The organism is Oscillospiraceae bacterium, assembly GCA_025758045.1.
In the GTDB taxonomy this organism is placed as follows: Bacteria; Bacillota; Clostridia; order Oscillospirales; family Ruminococcaceae; genus Gemmiger.
Window position 1 is genome coordinate 568,309 of sequence record CP107208.1, and the last position, 18,844, is coordinate 587,152.

18 protein-coding genes and 3 pseudogenes are annotated in these 18,844 nt (G+C 52.8%); 11 read left to right on the forward strand and 10 right to left on the reverse strand.

Features of this window, described 5'->3' with window-relative positions:
- Positions 1-14 precede the first annotated feature (14 nt).
- The 8 genes and pseudogenes from OGM81_02925 to OGM81_02960 form a co-directional block, all read right to left on the reverse strand.
- Complete coding sequence (locus OGM81_02925; protein UYJ44107.1) at positions 15-1,187, reverse strand: GHMP kinase; 1,173 nt, start codon at positions 1,185-1,187, stop codon at positions 15-17.
- A 22-nt stretch (positions 1,188-1,209) separates the two neighbouring features.
- Positions 1,210-2,259 (reverse strand): GDP-mannose 4,6-dehydratase, encoded by a 1,050-nt coding sequence (locus tag OGM81_02930; GenBank protein UYJ44961.1) that lies wholly within the window; start codon positions 2,257-2,259, stop codon positions 1,210-1,212.
- Positions 2,260-2,569: 310 nt separating this feature from the next.
- A pseudogene (locus OGM81_02935) lies at positions 2,570-2,800 on the reverse strand (glycosyl transferase family 1).
- A gap of 257 nt (positions 2,801-3,057) precedes the next feature.
- Positions 3,058-3,288: pseudogene (locus OGM81_02940) on the reverse strand (glycosyl transferase family 1).
- Positions 3,289-3,678: 390 nt separating this feature from the next.
- On the reverse strand, positions 3,679-4,020 hold the full coding sequence (locus OGM81_02945) for a DUF3846 domain-containing protein (GenBank protein UYJ44108.1): 342 nt from the start codon (positions 4,018-4,020) through the stop codon (positions 3,679-3,681).
- A gap of 9 nt (positions 4,021-4,029) precedes the next feature.
- A complete protein-coding gene (locus OGM81_02950; protein ID UYJ44109.1) occupies positions 4,030-4,923 on the reverse strand; it encodes a class II glutamine amidotransferase in 894 nt (297 codons plus the stop codon).
- Positions 4,924-4,990: 67 nt separating this feature from the next.
- The gene (locus tag OGM81_02955) at positions 4,991-6,097 is read right to left on the reverse strand and encodes an amidoligase family protein (GenBank protein UYJ44110.1); all 1,107 of its coding nucleotides are present in this window, start codon (positions 6,095-6,097) and stop codon (positions 4,991-4,993) included.
- Between the two features lie 241 nt (positions 6,098-6,338).
- Positions 6,339-6,560, reverse strand: a complete 222-nt coding sequence (locus tag OGM81_02960) for a hypothetical protein (protein ID UYJ44111.1) — start codon at positions 6,558-6,560, stop codon at positions 6,339-6,341.
- A gap of 321 nt (positions 6,561-6,881) precedes the next feature.
- Between OGM81_02960 and OGM81_02965 the strand changes: the two are divergent.
- Positions 6,882-7,831: pseudogene (locus OGM81_02965) on the forward strand (IS3 family transposase).
- Positions 7,832-7,848: 17 nt separating this feature from the next.
- Here OGM81_02965 and OGM81_02970 read toward each other — a convergent pair.
- Positions 7,849-8,784: a hypothetical protein gene (locus OGM81_02970; GenBank protein ID UYJ44112.1), complete on the reverse strand. Its 936-nt coding sequence runs from the start codon at positions 8,782-8,784 to the stop codon at positions 7,849-7,851.
- Positions 8,785-9,217: 433 nt separating this feature from the next.
- Here OGM81_02970 and OGM81_02975 point away from each other — a divergent pair, with 433 nt between their 5' ends.
- Together OGM81_02975 and OGM81_02980 are read left to right on the forward strand one after the other, a co-directional pair.
- Positions 9,218-9,373 (forward strand): hypothetical protein, encoded by a 156-nt coding sequence (locus OGM81_02975; protein UYJ44113.1) that lies wholly within the window; start codon positions 9,218-9,220, stop codon positions 9,371-9,373.
- A gap of 4 nt (positions 9,374-9,377) precedes the next feature.
- Positions 9,378-10,937, forward strand: coding sequence for a recombinase family protein (locus tag OGM81_02980; GenBank protein UYJ44114.1), 1,560 nt, complete (start codon positions 9,378-9,380; stop codon positions 10,935-10,937).
- On the opposite strand, the gene OGM81_02985 is transcribed toward OGM81_02980, so the two are convergent.
- On the reverse strand, positions 10,922-11,770 hold the full coding sequence (locus OGM81_02985) for a patatin family protein (protein ID UYJ44115.1): 849 nt from the start codon (positions 11,768-11,770) through the stop codon (positions 10,922-10,924). The two genes, OGM81_02980 and OGM81_02985, sit on opposite strands and share 16 nt — an antisense overlap.
- A 185-nt stretch (positions 11,771-11,955) precedes the next feature.
- Between OGM81_02985 and OGM81_02990 the strand changes: the two genes are divergently transcribed.
- The 8 genes from OGM81_02990 to OGM81_03025 all read left to right on the forward strand — a co-directional run bounded on the left by OGM81_02990 (position 11,956) and on the right by OGM81_03025 (position 18,787).
- A complete protein-coding gene (locus OGM81_02990; GenBank protein UYJ44116.1) occupies positions 11,956-12,105 on the forward strand; it encodes a hypothetical protein in 150 nt (49 codons plus the stop codon).
- Positions 12,106-12,181: 76 nt separating this feature from the next.
- Positions 12,182-12,877 (forward strand): class I SAM-dependent methyltransferase, encoded by a 696-nt coding sequence (locus OGM81_02995; protein ID UYJ44117.1) that lies wholly within the window; start codon positions 12,182-12,184, stop codon positions 12,875-12,877.
- Positions 12,874-13,557, forward strand: coding sequence for a thiaminase II (gene tenA / locus OGM81_03000; protein ID UYJ44118.1), 684 nt, complete (start codon positions 12,874-12,876; stop codon positions 13,555-13,557). Before OGM81_02995 ends, tenA begins: the two co-directional genes overlap by 4 nt.
- 369 nt (positions 13,558-13,926) lie before the next feature.
- On the forward strand, positions 13,927-15,039 hold the full coding sequence (locus OGM81_03005; GenBank protein ID UYJ44119.1) for an ABC transporter substrate-binding protein: 1,113 nt from the start codon (positions 13,927-13,929) through the stop codon (positions 15,037-15,039).
- 15 nt (positions 15,040-15,054) lie between these two features.
- Positions 15,055-15,903: an ABC transporter permease subunit gene (locus tag OGM81_03010; GenBank protein UYJ44120.1), complete on the forward strand. Its 849-nt coding sequence runs from the start codon at positions 15,055-15,057 to the stop codon at positions 15,901-15,903.
- Between the two features lies 1 nt (position 15,904).
- Complete coding sequence (locus tag OGM81_03015) at positions 15,905-16,693, forward strand: ABC transporter permease subunit (GenBank protein ID UYJ44121.1); 789 nt, start codon at positions 15,905-15,907, stop codon at positions 16,691-16,693.
- A gap of 10 nt (positions 16,694-16,703) precedes the next feature.
- The gene (locus tag OGM81_03020) at positions 16,704-17,732 is read left to right on the forward strand and encodes an ABC transporter ATP-binding protein (GenBank protein UYJ44122.1); all 1,029 of its coding nucleotides are present in this window, start codon (positions 16,704-16,706) and stop codon (positions 17,730-17,732) included.
- Positions 17,729-18,787: a PHP domain-containing protein gene (locus OGM81_03025; protein UYJ44123.1), complete on the forward strand. Its 1,059-nt coding sequence runs from the start codon at positions 17,729-17,731 to the stop codon at positions 18,785-18,787. The genes OGM81_03020 and OGM81_03025 overlap by 4 nt, the downstream gene beginning before the upstream one ends.
- Positions 18,788-18,844 lie beyond the last annotated feature (57 nt).

An 18,844-nucleotide genomic window follows, 5' to 3' on the forward strand; every position in this document is an offset into this window, starting at 1 on the left:
TCTGTACTCTCCTCTTATAACTCAACACCATCTGCGCTCTCACACAAGTGGAAGCTATATTTTCCTTCCAATGCCGGGAACGCTTTCAGATACTCTGCTGTGACCTTTGCTTCAATATCTTCGGCCTTGTCTGGGTCAATCAGCGCCATGCAGCAGCCTTTGAATCCCGCACCGGAGAAGCGGCCACCGTAGATACCATCAGTGTCAGCCATAATTTCATACAGTTTTTTCAATTCATCGCAGCCACACTCGTAATTATAAATAGAAGATTTGCCACTCTCGAAAACCAGCTGACCGTAGCCTTCCAAATCACCTTTACGCCACAGTTCTGCACCCTTTTCGGCACGAGCAAACTCGCTGTAATAGTGTTCTGCGCGTCTACGCCACAATTCTGGCAGACGGTCTTTATAGGCTTCAAACACCTCATACGGCACATCGCGCAGCCGGGTATTTGCAAAGGTGTCATAGTCCATCCCTGCATAGCCCATTAGTGCATAGGCCGCTGCCTTGCACTCATCCTGCCGCAGATTGTACTTAGAGTTTTTCAAAGAGCGCTCCAAACCGGAGAAGAAAATCGCCACCTTATAAGGTTTCATTTTCCCACTGGTTGGAATTAACTCATAGCTATCATCTTTCGTGTCAAGGTACAACAAGTGATTTCTCTTGGAATACACCTCACAACTCTGATCGAGTTTGCCGCAAGCAACACCAACATACTGGTTTTCTGCGGCCTTCGCCGTGAGAATCATCTCCATCGGCTCTAGATGGATACCATTCACTTTGCACAGTGCAGACAAAAAGCAAATAATGACCGAAGCCGACGAGGACAAACCGCCAATCGGCAGGCTACCCTCGATAATGCCAGACAGACCAACTTTCAGGCGGTACTTTTCTCCCAGCATCTTTGCCGCACCACGCAGATGATCAGCCCAGTCTCCCTGCTTTTCTTCCGGCACTGCATTTACAAAGAACTGGGCACGCTTCGGGAAGTTCAGCGACTGCAGCTCCACCACACCATTCTGTTTCGGGTGGTAGGCCATGTGGATTCCCTTGTCGATTGCCAGACCGTTGATTTTTCCGTACTGATGGTCGATATGCGCTCCAAGCGGACTGATACGGTACGGGCAGAACGCCACATCAAACGGCTCCTGATGATATAATTCCTTGTAAACCTCAACACACTTCATCGGTTTATTTTCCTATTCTTCATTATTTGTAGAACTTTGCGTACCACTCAGCGAACTTCCGCAAACCCTCGCGCAAACTGGTAGAGGGCTTATATCCGAAGTCACGCTCCAACGCACTGGTATCTGCATAGGTCACAGGTACATCACCCGGCTGCATCGGAACCAGCTCTTTGTGTGCCTCGAAGTCATAATCTTCCGGCAGAACCTTTGCACGAACCAGCTCCTCGCTCAGAATCTGCACGAAGTCCAGTAGGTTCTCAGGGTTCTGATTACCGATGTTGTAAACTGCATACGGCGGAATCGGCAGACCATCTTCACCGTTCTTCTTGTCCGGTGCCTTCTTCATCACACGGACAACTCCCTCGACAATATCATCCACATAAGTAAAGTCACGCTTGCAGTTACCGTAGTTGAAAATCTGAATCGTTTCGCCTTTCAGCAGCTTGTTAGTAAAGCCGAAGTACGCCATATCCGGGCGACCAGCAGGGCCGTATACTGTGAAGAAGCGCAGACCCGTGGAAGGAATGTTGTACAGTTTAGAATAGGCATGTGCCATCAGTTCATTGGACTTCTTGGTCGCTGCATACAGCGATACCGGGTTATCCACCTTGTCATCCGTACTGTAAGGCACTTTTTTATTGCTACCATATACGGAAGAACTAGACGCATAAACCAAATGTTCCACCGGGGTATGTCCTTCATCGTAAGAATGGCGGCAGGCTTCCAGAATGTTATAAAAGCCAATCAAGTTTGCTTCCACATAAGCATCAGGGTTCGTAATGGAATACCGAACCCCTGCCTGCGCACCGAGGTTCACCACAATTTCCGGTTTATACTGCTCAAAGATAGCTTCAATCACAGACTTGTCTGCCAAATTACCTTTTACAAAACTGAAATTTTCAAACTGTTCCAGTTCGTTCAAACGAGCTTCTTTCAGACGTACATCATAGTAGTGGTTCATGTTGTCCAAACCCACGACCTTGACACCCTCTACGGTGGAGAGCAGTCTCTTTGCAAGGTTAGAGCCGATAAAACCAGCTACACCCGTGATAAAAACGCTCTTGTTTCTCAGATTGATTTTCGTTTTATTTCCGTCATTCATGTACATTCTGCACTCCTCACTTTTTCTATATAAACAGCAACAAACCCACGGCGGGTCGCACAAAGGCAATCCACCGTAGGCTTGAACTCTCCTGCAATCTTTATTTGCTGCTCCTTTTTGTGGGTCAAAACAGAGCTTCCAAAAGCCACCTACATATAACCCTCAGGATTTCCCGCTTCTTGCAGTTTTTCAACAAATAAAACATTTGAAGGACAACTCAAGCCGTCAAAACCATTTAGTTATCGTAGGTTTTCTTGGTTGACCCTATTATATCTCTAGCCCCGCGCCGCTCAATGGTCGGAACAGCCTTCTGACGGATTCCCTCGTACTCCGTTTTACCAGCATCGTCATATTCTGCACCACTCACATGATGGCCTGCTCTGTTGTAGCAAGTCACGTCACAGCCATTCTGCGCCATTCGGGTGCAGAGCTCTTTGACAACGATCTCTACTCCGCCTTCTCTCGATAATCGCTTCTGTCCGAACATCGCAATCGCAAGTTTCTTGCTCATAAATCTTTCCCACAATCCCACTCAATTTCTTCATTAACATCTCAGCCAACACAAAGAGCGGATAGGCTCGTGCACCTGTCCGCTGGCTGTCACCCCACCCTCATGGTCGAGATTTCTTCCTGCGTGGCATTTCTGCCACCCAAAAAGATCAGTCGTTCATTCTTCGGGTAAGAAAATATGAACTTCAGGTTGCGGAGCCTTTCATTCTCTGCCGTACCCTTGTCCCTATTATGACAGCCGCGTATTATATCTCTAGCCCCACGCCGTTCAATGGTCGGAACAGACTTCTGACGGATTCCCTCGTACTCCGTTTTACCAGCATCGTCATATTCTGCACCACTCACATGATGGCCTGCCCTGTTGTAACAGGTCACGTCACAGCCACTCTGTGCCATTCGGGTGCAGAGCTCTTTGACAACGATTTCTACTCCGCCTTCTCTCGATAATCGCTTCTGTCCGAACATCGCAATCGCAAGTTTCTTACTCATAAATTTTTTCCACAATCCCACTCAATTTTTTCATCAATATCTCGGCCAACACAAAGAGCGGGTATCCTCCTGAAGACTCCAATCGTCTTCTCCCCCTCGCCTTGTCATTTCCGTATTCATTTTAGAATCATTGTATATATACGTTTTCTATATGTAGTACTATGCCTGGTCCGCTCTATCGACAGCTCTCTAATTATTTCTACACTTTTCGATTCTATATGCAGCAATTCTACCATATTCGACAAATTATTTCAATTGTAAACAGGGTCTCGGGGACATTGCAAATAATATTTCGCCATACTGACAAGTAATGGCTAATGTTGTGGTGCAAAAACGCACAATTTTATAGCAAAAAAGAGGGGTGCAGCTTAATGCTGTCCCCTCTTTGGGTTACCAGGCCAGGAACATGGGTTCCTTAAACAGGTTTGTGTACTTTTCTAACATGGCATCGGACAAAGAACACAGGTTGCCCTCCTCGTCCCCTGCGGCGATAAAAGCCGGGCCGACCAGCAGGTCTTGGCCGCCCCAAAGCCAACGGTTGGGCGGCAGCTGTAGCAATTTTCCCTCATCGTTGCATACCAGAACAATATCTGCCTCCGGGTCATCCATGGGCAGGCACTCAATCAGGCCACCGACAAATTGCTGCATGGCTTCCAGTGTGTTATCGATTGTAACCATCTTGGCGTACTCAGTCGGCAGTAACGCCAGAACACGGATTTTTTCTTCTTTCATAAGCACACCTCAGTAATATAACATCTCGTAACAGGCATCGGACAGCAATGCGCGGAACGCATCACTGTCGTTCAGAGCTGCCTCGATTTCTTCCTCGCCGTAACCACAATCCGACAGCCAATCCACATCCGCCGGGTCGAAGCCCATGTTATGGGCCGTCACGGTCAAATCTCTCCGTTGCTTCTGGGTGTCCTTCTTATACGGCCAGCAAAGCGACTGCCAGAAACGCCTATAATCGATTCGTTCCGTTGAAAAATGGTTGCGATGCATTTTCCCTTCCGCCGTTATGCAAAGTATCTCACCCTCAGCCACCTTAACGGTCTGATGTACTTTTCCCCGCAAATATGGCAGCGGAATCACTGCCGCCGCCAAAATTTCCGGCGTACTTGCGTAGAGATGCACCCCCGTGGCCGGGTAATACCACACTGACAGCGGGTTATTGCCCCGCACAAGGTACAGATCATTTCCGGAAGTCAGAATCGAAAACGTGAACGTCCCCTCCAACTGTTCTGCCATAGCAGCAATGGTCTGCGGTGTCACCGCGCCATAACTTTGCAGCAATTGGACGGCAACAAAACTGTCTGTTTCCACCGCCGTCTGTGGCAGGTTAAATCGCAGGCGAATGCTCGTTTCGTTATGCAGTACACCGTTGTGGGCCAATGCAAAGTCTCCGCCGGGCAATGCACCGCGGAACGGATGATTGTTATAGTTTTTCTTCTCGCTCCCCTGGGTCGTCATCCGCACATGGCCCAGCAGTTGGGTCGTGCCTTTGGGGAGCCGCAGTTGCATCCGCGCGGCAGGTTTCGGGCGCTTGTATATACGCAGTTTTCCACTCTGTACGTAGGCAATTCCTGTTGCATCCTGCCCACGAACTGCCACTGGCGCGGGCCAGCGAATTGGCAAGGGCGCTAGCCTGTTTTTCCGTCAGACTGTGCTGCAGGTCACTAAATCCAAACAATCCACACATAGGTTAAACCTCTCTTTCTGCCGTGACCGGCTCATTGACATACAGGTTCCGTTCTTTTAGGTACTGCACCAGTTCCGGGCAATTATCCTGCGTCAGGGCTTCAATCAGCGCCGGCCAGCTGAACTCTTGGATGCGATATTCCGGCAAAGAAATTGCCACCCGACACAGGTTCGCAACGAACTGCAGGGTGGCAATTACTGTATTGTATTTCAGAGTTCCGCGGAACACACGAAATTCGATCGTGTCCGTGTTAGTCAGGTTGATGCAGGCGTATCTACCATTAGCTCCGTGCTTTGCCTCCTTTAAAATCTCTTCGCCGCGATCTTTGTAGCCGTACCGCGCAGCCCAGTGGTTGATCTGGCTTTCTGTTCGCCGGGAGAAGCGCAAAATCTCCTGCCAGAAGCGCTCGAAAATGTACAGCAGTTTGGCAATTGTCTCTTCCTGCTCGTACACATCTTTACCCAATGCCTTACGGCTGACATGGACATGCAGCCCGCAGGTTCCCGGTGCGTGGCTGCGGTAGCCCATGCCGCGCAAGGCTTCCAGCGTTTCCCGCCAAGGCACCTGCTGTAAGTGTGTTTCCAGCGTACAGGGATGTGTCACCAGTTCAAATCCATCGTTTAGGCTGCCATCCGATTTGACATAGCCATATACATTTTCTTGGTTAAACGCCCGCAGCGCTTGGACCGCATTAATGTTGTCCTTGCCTGCTTCATCCACCTCCAGCTCAACACCCAGGTAGAGTGGTCCATCCCCGTAAAAGATTGGTTCCGGCTTGTAAGAATAATTGTGAATCGTTCCGCCGTAACCGCGCTCATAGCAGCTGTCGCAATAAGCTTCGTCCTCGTCATTGTAGTGGGCATCTTCCTGCGGAATCAGTGCGCCGCAGTTTTCGCAGGTAACATAATTGTCTGCACGGCAGGACGCGCAAAGATGCAGATAATGAGTTCCGTAGTCGTTTGCCATCCAGATGCGTTCGCCGCAGCAATCGCAGCATACCGTATATCGTTGCAGGCATTCCGGGCAGAGTTCGGCACTGCCCATCCCGGTCAGGTTTACGCGGGGGTGCACGGCACCACAGTGGGTACAGGGTTGGGTCTTTTCGTTCATGATCGCATTTCCTTTCTGATTTCATTCGCTCATGTTTTTGATTACTTCTGTCACGACAGCCACTGCCAAAGTCAGTAAGGCTTCCGCAATGGCTGCCGGCAGCTTGCAATCCGTCTCAGCACAGGTCGTTCATGGGACTTCCTCCTTGTATAAAAAGTAACAGAAGGCACCGTTTCCAGTGCCTTCTGTTCTACTAAAATAATATACAATTATTTTTTATAGAAATACGGTCATGGCAGTTTTAACTGTTGCAAAGTTCCTCGTATTCCTCTTCGGCTTTCTTCTGGCACTGTTCGCATTCCCCATCGCAGGGGCCGTTGCGCAGGCGTTCCATCAACGTCGACTCATAGCTTTCCTGTAATTTTCTCTTGAATTCTTCATAGCTCGCTCTTTTTTCACCCTCCAGCAGCGTCCAGACCGATGGCATCTGCGCCACAGGTACATCATCCGGCAGGTAGACCATAGATACCCCGGCACGGGCAATGAACTGCACCCCATTTGTTAGACAGTATGGTATACTGTTTAGGAAATGGGGTGTTTTTGTATGCCAAAAGGAGTACCAAACAAACGATATACGCCGGAATTCAAGAGAATGGTTGTAGAAACCATGGAAAAAAAACATCTGAGTATCCATGCAACGATGCAGGAATTCGGAATTAACGACCATAAAATTATAGAGCGTTGGGAACGCATTTATTTGGAAGAAGGGCCGGAAGGCTTGTCGGTTGAGCGACGGGGCCGCGGCAGCACTGGCCGGCCAAAGAAGCTGCCAAAAGAGGCGGAAGAAGATCTGCTGGCCGAAGTGCAGCGACTGCGTGCGGAGAACGATTACCTAAAAAACTTGCAAGCCTTGGTTTTGGAAGACGAGCGACGCCAGCGCAGAAAACGCAGGTAGTTCAAAAGCTGAGGCAAAGACATTCTCTGGATATTCTTCTCTCAATCGCTCAACTTCCCCGTGCCACTTTCTACTACCATCTGAAGCGGATGAACAGTGCAGATAAGTATAAAGCTGTCAAAGCGGAGATCACGGCCATTTACCATGAAAACAAAGGAAGATACGGCTATCGCCGCATTACAGCAGAACTTCACAAGCGCAATTTCCTCCTGAACCACAAGACTGTCCAGCGGCTTATGAAGGAGCTGGGTTTGGTTTGCCGTGTCAGGATGAAGAAGTATCGTTCTTACAAGGGTGAAGTTGGCAAAATTGCGCCAAATCTGTTAAACCGGGACTTCCGCGCCGAAAAGCCAAACCAGAAGTGGGTCACCGATGTGACAGAGTTCAGTTTGTTTGGAGAGAAGCTCTATCTCTCGCCCATCCTTGATCTGTGCAGCAGCGATCTGGTCAGCTATACCATCTCCGACCGTCCTGTTCTGAGTATGGTTACGACTATGCTGAATAAGGCTTTTGAGAAGATACCGGATGGAACCGGGTTGATCCTTCATTCTGACCAGGGCTGGCAATACCAGCACAAGCAGTACCAGCGAATGCTCCAGAAGAAAGGTGTTCAGCAGAGCATGAGCCGGAAAGGCAACTGTCTGGACAACGCTGTGATAGAGAATTTCTTTGGCTTACTCAAAAGTGAACTGTTGTACTTACAAGAGTTTCAGTCCATGGAACACTTCAAGCAGGAACTCGTTGAATATCTGGATTACTACAACAACCGCAGGATCAAGGCAAAGCTAAAGGGCTTGCCGCCTGCAATTCACAGACAGCAAGCCCTTTCGGCTGCTTGAACAATTTTTGCTTCAAATTATTGTCTAACTTTTTGGGGGCACTTCACAAAGGCTTCCCGGTAGTCTGTCAGTTTTTTCCGTGCTGCCGCCGGGGTTCGCCCTTTTGCGACAATATCGGCCAGGATGTTCATTTCAGCCTTTTCCCTGTCGGCATAGGAATTCCACCGATCAGCAACTTCTGCCAACTCGCTGGCCCGCTTAGGGTAAACCTCCCGCAGCTTTTTTTGCAAGTCATCTCTGTGCAGATAATCGCCGGTATTCTTCAGCACCATGCGCCAAAAGGCAGAGATAAGATCTTCCCCATTGTCGTAATAGTGATTTAGTGTTTCATAGGGGCTTATAACCTTTTCGGCCTGATTGTAGTCCTTGATGGCGCGCCGCCCCTCTTTCAATTTAAAAATCAAGCGTTGATTGCCGTAATCTCGTTTAATTTTTACGGTAAGCTTGTGTGATTTGCAACCAATCACACATTTGTCCGGCGTAAGTTCCTGCACCTTGTAGTTACTGTCACACACCGATTTGCAGATAAGCAGCAAATACCAGGAAAGGTCCATATCCGTATCCAGTTCCACCATTGCCTGCAATGTTACGGACCGCACCGAGAACTGCTGGGCCGGATCGTAACTATGCAAGTCCCATTCCCGCATTAGGTCACGGATGCTGCTCTTCGGATCCGAGTAGCCGTAAAAGTCGAGTTCTTCGTATTCACCATCCTCGTCCTTTTCCCGCACAATGTCCCAATAAACACTTTGGTCGTTATTTGCTCCAAAGCGCATGTACAAGCCGTCCCCAAGGCGATATCTTTGCTTATCCTCTTCCCATTCGTAGTAAGGGTTGTTGTACAGGTGGCCTTTTACACTCCGCATCTGTATTGCTGTAAGCTGTTTACGGATCGTAACTTTGTAGACTGCACTGTCTTCCCGCCGTCTGGTATAAGAAATTGTGTTATCCATATAAGTACCTCTTAATTTTAACATCGATTATTTTGTATAACAAGTTTCTTCACAAAAGCAAAACAGTCTCCCGTTTAGGTCCAGGAGATGATGATTACGTTGTTCCTGACGAAGAAATTCTAGGGAACCCAGCAATTCAGCCACTAGCCAATGCCATAAGTAACATTGCCGACTATCATGTATTTGAACGCACCCGCCGTAGATTTTTGGCTTCCTGGGAGCCTTATCCTGGAGCTCTCCAATCTCTTCGCATAGAAGATGATCCGTAATTCAAATTTGCTGACTGAAAAGTTGTGCAGATGTGTCGATGTGCCGGGTTTCCAGCGCATCTGCACATCCGCACAGGAGGCAAATGCCGCAGTAGAAATGCTGCGGCATTTTTTGTTGGGGTGGGGCATAGAAATGGACAAACCTGAAATAGGAGGGCATTTGCATGAAAAGTGAGCAGGTGGTCCAGCAAAACAAGGCTTCTGGCAAGGTGCGGCGGCAAGCAGAGGTCACCTTTACTTACACCCCCAACGGCCCTACGCTCGAAGCACTTTTAAAGACTCTGCTGCGCACCGCGGCCCTGCCGGGGCAGGCAGTGTAACAGCATGGCGGTACGTAAAAAAGGCGCGACAGCCAGTCGGGAGATTGCCATCTACCTGCGCCTGAGTTCCGCCGACGGCACCGAAGCTGAAAGCAACTCCATCGGCAACCAGCGCAGCTATCTACACCAATGGGCGGCGCGGGAGGGGTGGCAGATCGTGGCCGAATTTTTGGACGATGGTCACACGGGCACCGACTTTGAGCGGCCCGGCTTCCGTGCGCTGATGGCCGCACTGCAGGAAAAACGCATCACCACCTTTGCCACCACCGACCTCTCCCGCCTTGGGCGCAACTACCTGGAAGTGGGGCTTTTACAGGAAAAGACTTTTCCTGCTCTAGGTGTGCGGTACATAGCGGTCAATGACGGGTACGACAGTGCCCGTGCCGACACCGGCAGCATCGATCCCAGCCTGTTCAAAAACCTGATGAACGACATCTACGCGCGGGATTGCAGCAACAAAGTTTTGCGCGCCAAGCGCACTTTACAGCGCCAAGGCAAGTACCTAGGCTCAGCCCCTTACGGGTACAAGCTGGATCCAGCCGACAAATATCACCTGGTGCCAGACCCGGACACCGCGCCTGTTGTGCAGCGTATCTACGCACTATTTTTGACAGGTGAGACTCGCACCCATATTGCCCATCTGCTGATGCAGGAACAAGTCCCCTGCCCGGCCCGCACCAAAGGGATGACCGGGCGTCGCTTTACCGGCGAGTGGACCCCCACCACGATAAAGCGCATTCTGACCCTGCCCACTTACTACGGCGCAGTGACCCAGCACACCCGCGAGATGGTAAGTTACAAGGTCCACAAAGCACGGTTCCTGGGCAGCACTGATTGGATCGTGGTCGAGGGAACCCACGAGGGGCTTGTGACCAAAGCCGATTTTTTGCAGACGCAAAAGCTGCTGGAAACCCGCAGTTACACCGCGCCCGACATGCAAGCCCACCGGCTGACCGGGCTGGTTTACTGTGCCGATTGCGGCGGCAAATTGTTTGCCCACAAGGTAGGCGGGCATTTTTACCTGACCTGCTACACCTACAGCCGCCGGCCGGGGCAGCATCTGTGCACCAGCCACGCCATCCGGGAGGATTGGCTGGAATCGCAGATCTGCGATCAATTGCGGGCACTGGCGGATGGTGCAGTTGATTTGCCTATCTTTGCGCAGGAGCGCTTGCGGCAAATGGCCAAGGGCAGCAACACCGTGCAAGCCGAACGTGACCGACTGACCGCCCAGCTAAACAAAACAAAAAAGACCCGCCTGTCGGCCTACAAAGACCTGACTGACGGGTTATTGACGAGAGAAGAATTCAGCGATATAACATCCGATTTACGAAAAGAAGAAGACCAACTGACCCAGCGATTGCAGGCGCTGACCGATGCTCCCTCCCCTGCCGCTGACGCAGAATCGCTATGCGAAGAAATGCAAAAACTGCTGCAATTTACCACCCTAAACAAGGTGCAATTGCAGCAGTTTATTAAACGTATTACCGTGGATACCGACCGCCATGTAACGATACAGTTTGCCTTTCAGGAGCCGCACGGCAAAGATCAGTCCAGTAAATAGGCTTTCACCTCAGCCAAGCGCTTTTCCGCCTCCTGACGGCCGATGTTGTAAGCAGCTTTCAGGTGCTCCGGGTTCTTCTCTACCCGGTCCACCGGCAGCGCCTGGGGCGGGCGAATGACCAGCAGGCGGCCCGCGGTTTCCTCCTGGGCAATGTAGTCCACCGTTTCGTTATACATGGCTGGGCGGTTTTCCATCGCCGTAACCAGGTTAGGATAGCGCTTATACTTGCGGCGAATCAACGGCATAATGCTGTTTTTCCCTTTGCGGTAGCCTTTAGGCTGGGTCAGCACCACCACATTGCGGTCGTAGCCGATGGACTGAAAGTACCGCACGGGGATCGAATCGGCAATGCCGCCGTCCAGCAGTTTGCGGCCCTCAATTTCAACGATGCGCGAGACAAGCGGCATCGAAGCCGAGGCGCGTATCCAATCAAATCCGTGGTCACTTTGGCCCAGATATTTGTGGTAAACTGGCTGGCCGCTTTCGATGTCGGTGCAGACAACGTAAAATTCCTGCGGGTTGGCATCGTAGGCGGTAAAGTCAAAGGGGTCAAGTTCCAGTGGCACCGTGCCATAGCAAAAATCCGTATTATAAATGTCGCCGGTTTTGACAAGCGAGCCAAAGCCGCCGTAACGCTTATCGGCGCAGAAGCGTGTATTATAGCGGATAACACGGCCAATCTGTTTTGACTTATAGTTGCAGCCAAACGCCGCGCCCGCCGATACGCCGATCACGCCATCAAAATCCACGCCGTTCTGCATCAGCACATCCATAACGCCTGCCGTGAACATGCCGCGCATCGCACCGCCCTCTAGTACAAGCCCTGTTTTCATCTGTTACGCCCCACTTACATCTGTTTTTGTCTATTATAACAGATTTTTATGAAAAAGGAAATGCTTCAGGCTTTCCGATTTACCAGTAAAAGTTGTACTCTTATGTCACCAACAAAAACCGAGTTGGTTCCCAAAACACAGGGGGGCAAGCAAAACGCCCCGGAAAAAGAAAGTAAGGGTACAAAATGAAGTACGAAATCGTAGGTATCGCACACGCAGTCGGCGACTTTACGCCCCCTGCGGGCAAAAACGCAGACACCGTCCGGCACTATGACGTGCATCTGCACCGCAAAGGCACCATCCCGTATTGCGGCAGCATAGGGTTTATGCTATAATTTAGCCTGTAAAATGGCGGCGCTCGGGGTGGAAAAATCCGGCGCGGCACGCTAAAAAAGAAAGGAACCTTCTAAAATGAAACCCAAATTTGATGGTTATGCAGCCCAATATGATGCCTGGTTTATGGAAAACGACAACCTGTTCCAGAGTGAGCTGCGGTTGTTCCAGCGGGCACTGGGGGATATTTCCGGCCAGCGCGTGCTTTCTGTGGGCTGTGGCAGCGGCCTGTTTGAGAGCATGATCGATCACAGCGGCATCGAGGGCATCGAGCCTTCCCGCGATATGGGCGCGATTGCCCAGAAGCGCGGTGTGAACGTCATCACCTTCGGCGCTATCGAGGATGCCGACCTGGAGGAAAATGCCTACGATGTGATTTACCTCAACGGCAGCTCCAGCTATATGGAGGATCTGCACAAGGCTTTCGCTGTCTGCAAAAAGGCTCTGAAACCGGGCGGGCGCTTCATCTCGTTGGATGTGCCCAAAGAGAGTGCTTTCGGCTTTATGTATCTGCTGGCTAAGAATCTGGGCACCTTTGACCATCCTTATCTGAACGGGGTAATGCCCCAGCTGCCCTACCCGCTGGAGCTGTGCAGCGCCGGTGTATGGCACTCCACCGAGGAGAAGATCAATGTGCTGAAAGACCTCGGTTTCCATGACTTTGACTACTGCCAGACTTTGCTGAAGAACCCGATGTACACCAACGAGGATGTCGAGGACGCTGTGCCCGGCTACCAGAGCGGCGGCTATGTTGCCATCATTGCCCGCAAATGAAGATAGAAGCAAGCGGGAAACTCTCGCAAAAGATCGCTGTCCTTGCGGAAAAGCTCTGGCCGCGGTATCTTTGCCACCCTTTTATCACCCATATGGCAGACGGCACCCTGCCTTTAGAGAAATTCCGCTATTATATGCTGCAGGATTACCTGTACCTGCGGGATTACACAAAGATCTTAGCGGCGATTTTGCAAAAGGCTGATACGTTTGAACAGATCCGCTTTTTGAGCGGTGAGATCGAAAGCACCCTCGGCGAAACCTATCGCACCCATATTCCCTACATGCAGCGCCTTGGCATCACCGAAGAGGAGATTCGCCAGGCGCACACGCACATTGACAATTGTGCTTACAGTCATTATATGCTGTGCGAGACCCAGAACGGAAATGTGCTGACCGGGTTGGTGGCGCTTTTGAACTGCTCCTGGAGTTATGCGTACATTGCCGAGCAGATGGTTCAGCGCTATCCCCAGGCACTGCAAAATAAGATCTACGGTGCCTGGTTTGCAGGCTATCTTTCGGAGGAATACCGCAAAGCCAACCAGGATCTGATCGACCGCATCGACGCGCTGGCGGCGTCCATTTCCCCGCAGGAGGAAAATCGCCTGTGCGAGCTGTTTGAGAAGTGCTGTCTTTTCGATCTGCGCTTTTGGGATATGGCCTATGCCATGGGAAACTGCTGAAGGGTTTGCATTTTTCGATAACTATAACAAGGTAAATTGGTACTCACAAGGGCTCGCAGTAGTTCAGGATACTAAAGTATCCTGCTACTGCGAGCCTTTTGTTTTGTGTGTAAACGTTACCCGCCGTTTACATCTGCTTTACCAGTCACGGCCCGTCAGCCCGCCCGCCGGGCCAAAAAGCAACGCCGTATCATATGGTTAGGGCCGTTCTGACCAATTTGGCCGGCACCGGATTTTTACAATAACGCCCCGCGCCCCGCCAAAGCTTTACGCAAACTTGGCGGGGATTTGGTTGTTTGGCGGGGTGAATTTCCGTATAGTTAGAGATGTTCCGACGAAATATGAGACGAATGTTCAAAGGAGAACACCATGAAAAACAACCACAAAAAAGCCGTTGCCGTTCTGTGCAGCACAATGATGGCTGCCTCCCTGTCCCTGACCGCCTGCGGCGGCGCTTCTACTGCCGAAAGCGTTGACCTGCGGGAAGTGCCGCTGGACACCATCATTGAAAAAGCCAAGGCGGAAGGCCAGATCAACTCGGTAGGCATGCCGGATGACTGGGCCAACTGGCGCGGCAGCTGGGCCGCTGTGAGCGAGAAGTACGGCCTGACCCATGAGGACACCGACATGAGCTCTGCCGAGGAGCTTTCCACCTTTGAGACGGAGAAGGATGCCGCCACGAAGGACATCGGCGATGTCGGCCAGGCGTTCGGCCCCACCGCCGTGGAGATGGACGTGGTGCAGCCCTACAAGGCCAGCACTTGGGATTCCATCCCCGATTGGGCCAAGGACCCGGACGGCAAGTGGTGCATCAGCTACGTGGGCACTATGAGCGCCATGGTCAACGCGGACCGCGTTTCCACCACCATTGATTCCTGGCAGGCGCTGAAAGACAGCGGCGCCGCCATCACCATTGGCGACGTGGTGCGCGGTGCGTCCTCCCAGATGACGGTGCTGTCCTGCGCCTATGCGCTGGGCGGCGGCATGGACAACCTGGATCCGGCCTTCGACTTCTTTAAAGAGATGGCCCAGGAGGGCCGCCTGGATGCCGGCACCTACAGTCAGGAGCGCATGGACCGCGCCGAGATCGATGTGCTGCTGACCTGGGATTATCTGACCCTGCAGTACCGTGACCTGACCAAGGCCAGTGTACCCGATGCCAATATCGAGTGCCACGTCATGAAGGATGGCGCGCTACAGTCCGGCTATGCGCTGGTCATCAACAAGTACGCCCCGCACCCCTACGCGGCCGCAGCCACTGTGGAATATCTGCTGAGCGATGAGGTTCAGATCAACCGTGCCGAGGGCTATGCCCGCCCCATCCGCAGCGATGTGGAACTGCCTGCTGAACTTTCCGCCAAGATGATCCCGGACGAGGAGTACACCAACACCATCCCCCTGACCGACAACGATGCCGTGACCGCCGCCTGCACCGAGATCGCCACCCGCTGGGAGGAAGAGATCATCCCCTTGATGGGCTGATGGGAGCAATTTGCTATGCTGCAACAAATCAAACGCACCGGCAGCCGCTGCCTGCTGCTGGTGCCCCTGGGGCTGATCGTGCTGCTGTTTGAGTGTGTCCCGCTGGTCAGCATGTTCGTGAAAGCCTTTTCCGAAAACGGGCATTTCAGCCTGGCGCAGTTCGGCACCATTGCCCACCAGCTGGTGTACCGCACGGCCATCATCAACAGCCTGTGGGTAACGCTGCTGTCCACCGCGGTGGGGCTGGTCATTGACTTTTTCCTGGCGCTGGCGCTGTATGGCGACCATGGCCGCAAAAAGACGCTTTATCTTTCTTTATTGAACCTGACCTCCACTTTTTCCGGTGTGCCGCTGACCATCGCGTTCATCACAATGATGGGCACTTCCGGTGTGCTGGTGCTGCTGGGCAAGCAGCTGGGCATCAGCCTGCTGGCCAACTACAACCTGTACTCGATGACCGGCATGTTCATTATCTACGCCTACTTCCAGATCCCCATGGGTACGCTGCTGTTGCTGCCCACCGTGGACAAGGTGCGGCGGGAGTGGAAAGAAGCCGCCCGCCTGATGAACGCAGGCAGCATCCGTTTTTGGCTGCAGGTGGGCATTCCCGTGATGATGCCGGGCATTCTGGGCACCTTCAATATGCTGTTTGCCAACGCGGTGGCCGCCTACGCGACGCCGTACCTGCTCATCAATAACAGCATTGCGCTGCTGCCCATCAAAATCGTGGATATGTTTGTAGGCGATACCCGTCAGCGGCCCGAACTGGGCAGTGCCCTTTCGCTGGTATTGCTGGGCATTGTCGTACTGGAAATCTGCCTGAGTAACCTGGTCAAGCGGCATTTTGAGAAAGGGAACCGGTAACATGAACCAACATACACTCCCCAAAGCGATCTGGAAAACCATCGTTGCCGTGTTTCTTTTGATGCCGCTGGTGGTCACGGTCGTCTACGCGTTCTCGGCCCGGTGGGTGCACATTTTGCCAGAGGGCTTCACCCTACGCTACATCGCCACCACGCTGACAAACCAGAAATTTTTACTTGGCATCGGGCGCGGGCTGCTCATCTCCTTTGTGCCGGTGGTCATCACCAATGTCAGCGTACTGCTGGCCTTGTATGTGGTCATCGTCTACCTGCCGAGGCTGGAAAAAGTGGTGCAGCTGCTCTGTCTGATCCCCACTACGCTCAACGGCATTATCCTGGCTACCTCGGTGCTGGGCACGTATGCGGGCACCAACACCCTTTTGGCCAACCGCATTGTGATGCTCAGCTTCATCTACTGCGTGTTCATCATGCCCATGACCTATCAGGGTTTGCGCAACAGTCTGTACGCGGTAAACACCCGCGGTCTGCTGGAAGCCGCCGAGATGCTGGGTGCGCGGCGGTTCCACAGCTTTTTGACCATCGTAGTGCCGGCCATCCTACCGGGACTTTGCAACTCCGCTTTGATGTGTCTTTCGGGGCTGTTCGGCGATTTCGCCATCATCAAAATCATCGCGTCTTCGCAGTTTGAGACCGCCCAGTCCTACCTGTACCGTAACCGCGCCCAGGACACCCAGGAACTGAGCGCCGCCGTGGTCATTCTGCTGCTTATCACACTGCTGATCAATTATCTTGTACACAAAAGTCAGGACCCGGCCGACCGGGTATCCTAAGGAGTCCGCCATGTCTTACATTACCTTTAAAAACATCTGCAAAAGCTATGACAATAAAACCCAAGTGCTGAAAGGCATTGACCTGGAAGTGGAGGAGGGCGAGCTGTTGACCCTGCTGGGGCCTTCCGGCTGCGGAAAAAGTACGCTGCTGCGCTGCCTGGCCGGGTTGGAGCAGGTGCAGCAGGGGCACATTCTGCTGGAAGGGCGGGACATCACCGACCTGGATGCCCGCCAGCGACATATTGGCATGGTGTTCCAGCAGTACAGCCTGTTTCCCAACATGACGGTTGAGCAGAACATGGCCTTTGGGCTGAAGATCCAGCGCTTAAGCAAGGCCGAGATCAACGACCGTATCACCGAAGCTCTGGCCATGGTGGGCTTGCAGGACAAGGCCGACGCCTACCCGGCCCAGCTTTCCGGCGGCCAGCAGCAGCGTGTAGCACTGGCCCGCGCCATCGTCACCCGGCCAAAAGTTTTGCTGTTGGATGAGCCGCTGAGCGCCATTGATGCCAAGCTGCGCAAGAGTTTGCAGGTGGAGATCCGCCGCATCCAGAAGCAACTGAACATTACCACCATCTTTGTCACCCACGACCAGGACGAAGCCATGGTCATGTCCGACCGCATCTGCCTGCTGAACTGCGGCAAGATCGAGCAGATGGATACCCCCATTGCCATTTACACCCACCCCCGCACCAAGTTTGCGGCGGGCTTCATCGGCAGCTACAATGTGCTGGAGCCGCTGGAATTTGGCCGTGTGACCGGGGACATCGACCTGCCCGCGCAGCCCATTGCCATCCGGCCCGAGGTGCTGAATATTGCCCGCGAAAAGCAGAATTTACCCGGCACCTACGATATTGAGGGCACCGTTATCGACAGCACGCCCCGCGGCAATGTACTGCGCTACAAGGTGGATGTGAACGGTGTGCAGCTTTCCGCCGATACGCTGTTCCGCAGCTTTTCGATTTATGAGAACGGCAGCAAGGTCTGGCTCTCGCTGGAAAAGCGCAACTGCCTGCATGTGGAGGAGGAAGCCGTATGAAAAAGGATTGTTTCGGCGGCCCCGGCCAGTGGTACAAGGGCAATCTGCACTCCCACACCACCAACTCGGACGGACACCTGACCCCGGCACAGGCGGTGGCGCTGTTCCGCCAGTACGGCTACAGCTTTTTGTGCCTGAGCGAGCACGACTACTACACCGACCTACGGGCCGAATTGGACCGTGAAGATTTCATCTTATTGCCCGGCGTGGAAGCCTCCAGCTGGCTGGTACAGCCGCCCAAGGACCCCGCCGCGCTGCAGGAGCTGGCAGCGCTGAAAGAGAAAAATGCCTCGATGCCCGAACTGGTGCAGTTCTGCTGCACCCATGGGACCGGACTGGGCAAGACCCACCACATCCACGGCATCTTGGGCAACGAAGCCATGCAAAGGGCGGCCGGAGACAATGTTTTGCACCACGGCGAACGCCTGACCCCGCCGGTGGCCGTGGGCGATTGGGACGGTTTGCAGGCTGCGCAGCAGCTGACCGACTACCTGAAAAGCCGCGGCTGCTTTACCACCTACAACCACCCCACATGGTCCCGCGTGGAGATGGCCGATGTTGTCGGCCTGCAAGGGGTCTGGGCCGTGGAAGTATATAACTATGGCACCGAGGTAGAGTGCGGCGAGGGCTGCGACACCGCCTTTTGGAACACGATGCTGCAGAAAGGCACGCAGACAGGCTGTTTTGCTTCGGACGATAACCACAACCCTGCCAAGTTTTTTGACGCACTGGGAGGCTGGGTCTGTGTGAAGTCTGAGGAATTGACCCACGAGGCTATCGTAAACCACCTGCTGGCCGGGGATTACTACGCCTCCTCCGGGCCGGAGATCACTGCCTGGGGTGTGGATGGCGACGAAGTGTACCTGACCTGCTCCCCTGCCGCGCGCATCAACTTTATTGCGGGCGGGCTCGTAGGCGGCAGCGAGACGATTTTGCAGCACGAAAGCCCGCTGACCCATGGCCTGCACACACTGCACGGCGGCGAGACATGGGTCCGCGCCGAGGTCGTCGACCACCAAGGCCGCCGCGCCTGGACGAATCCCATCTGGCTGTAAGCCTACTATAATAGATAAGTAAAAACGAACTGCCTTGTGGGGAGGTTTTCCCTGCAA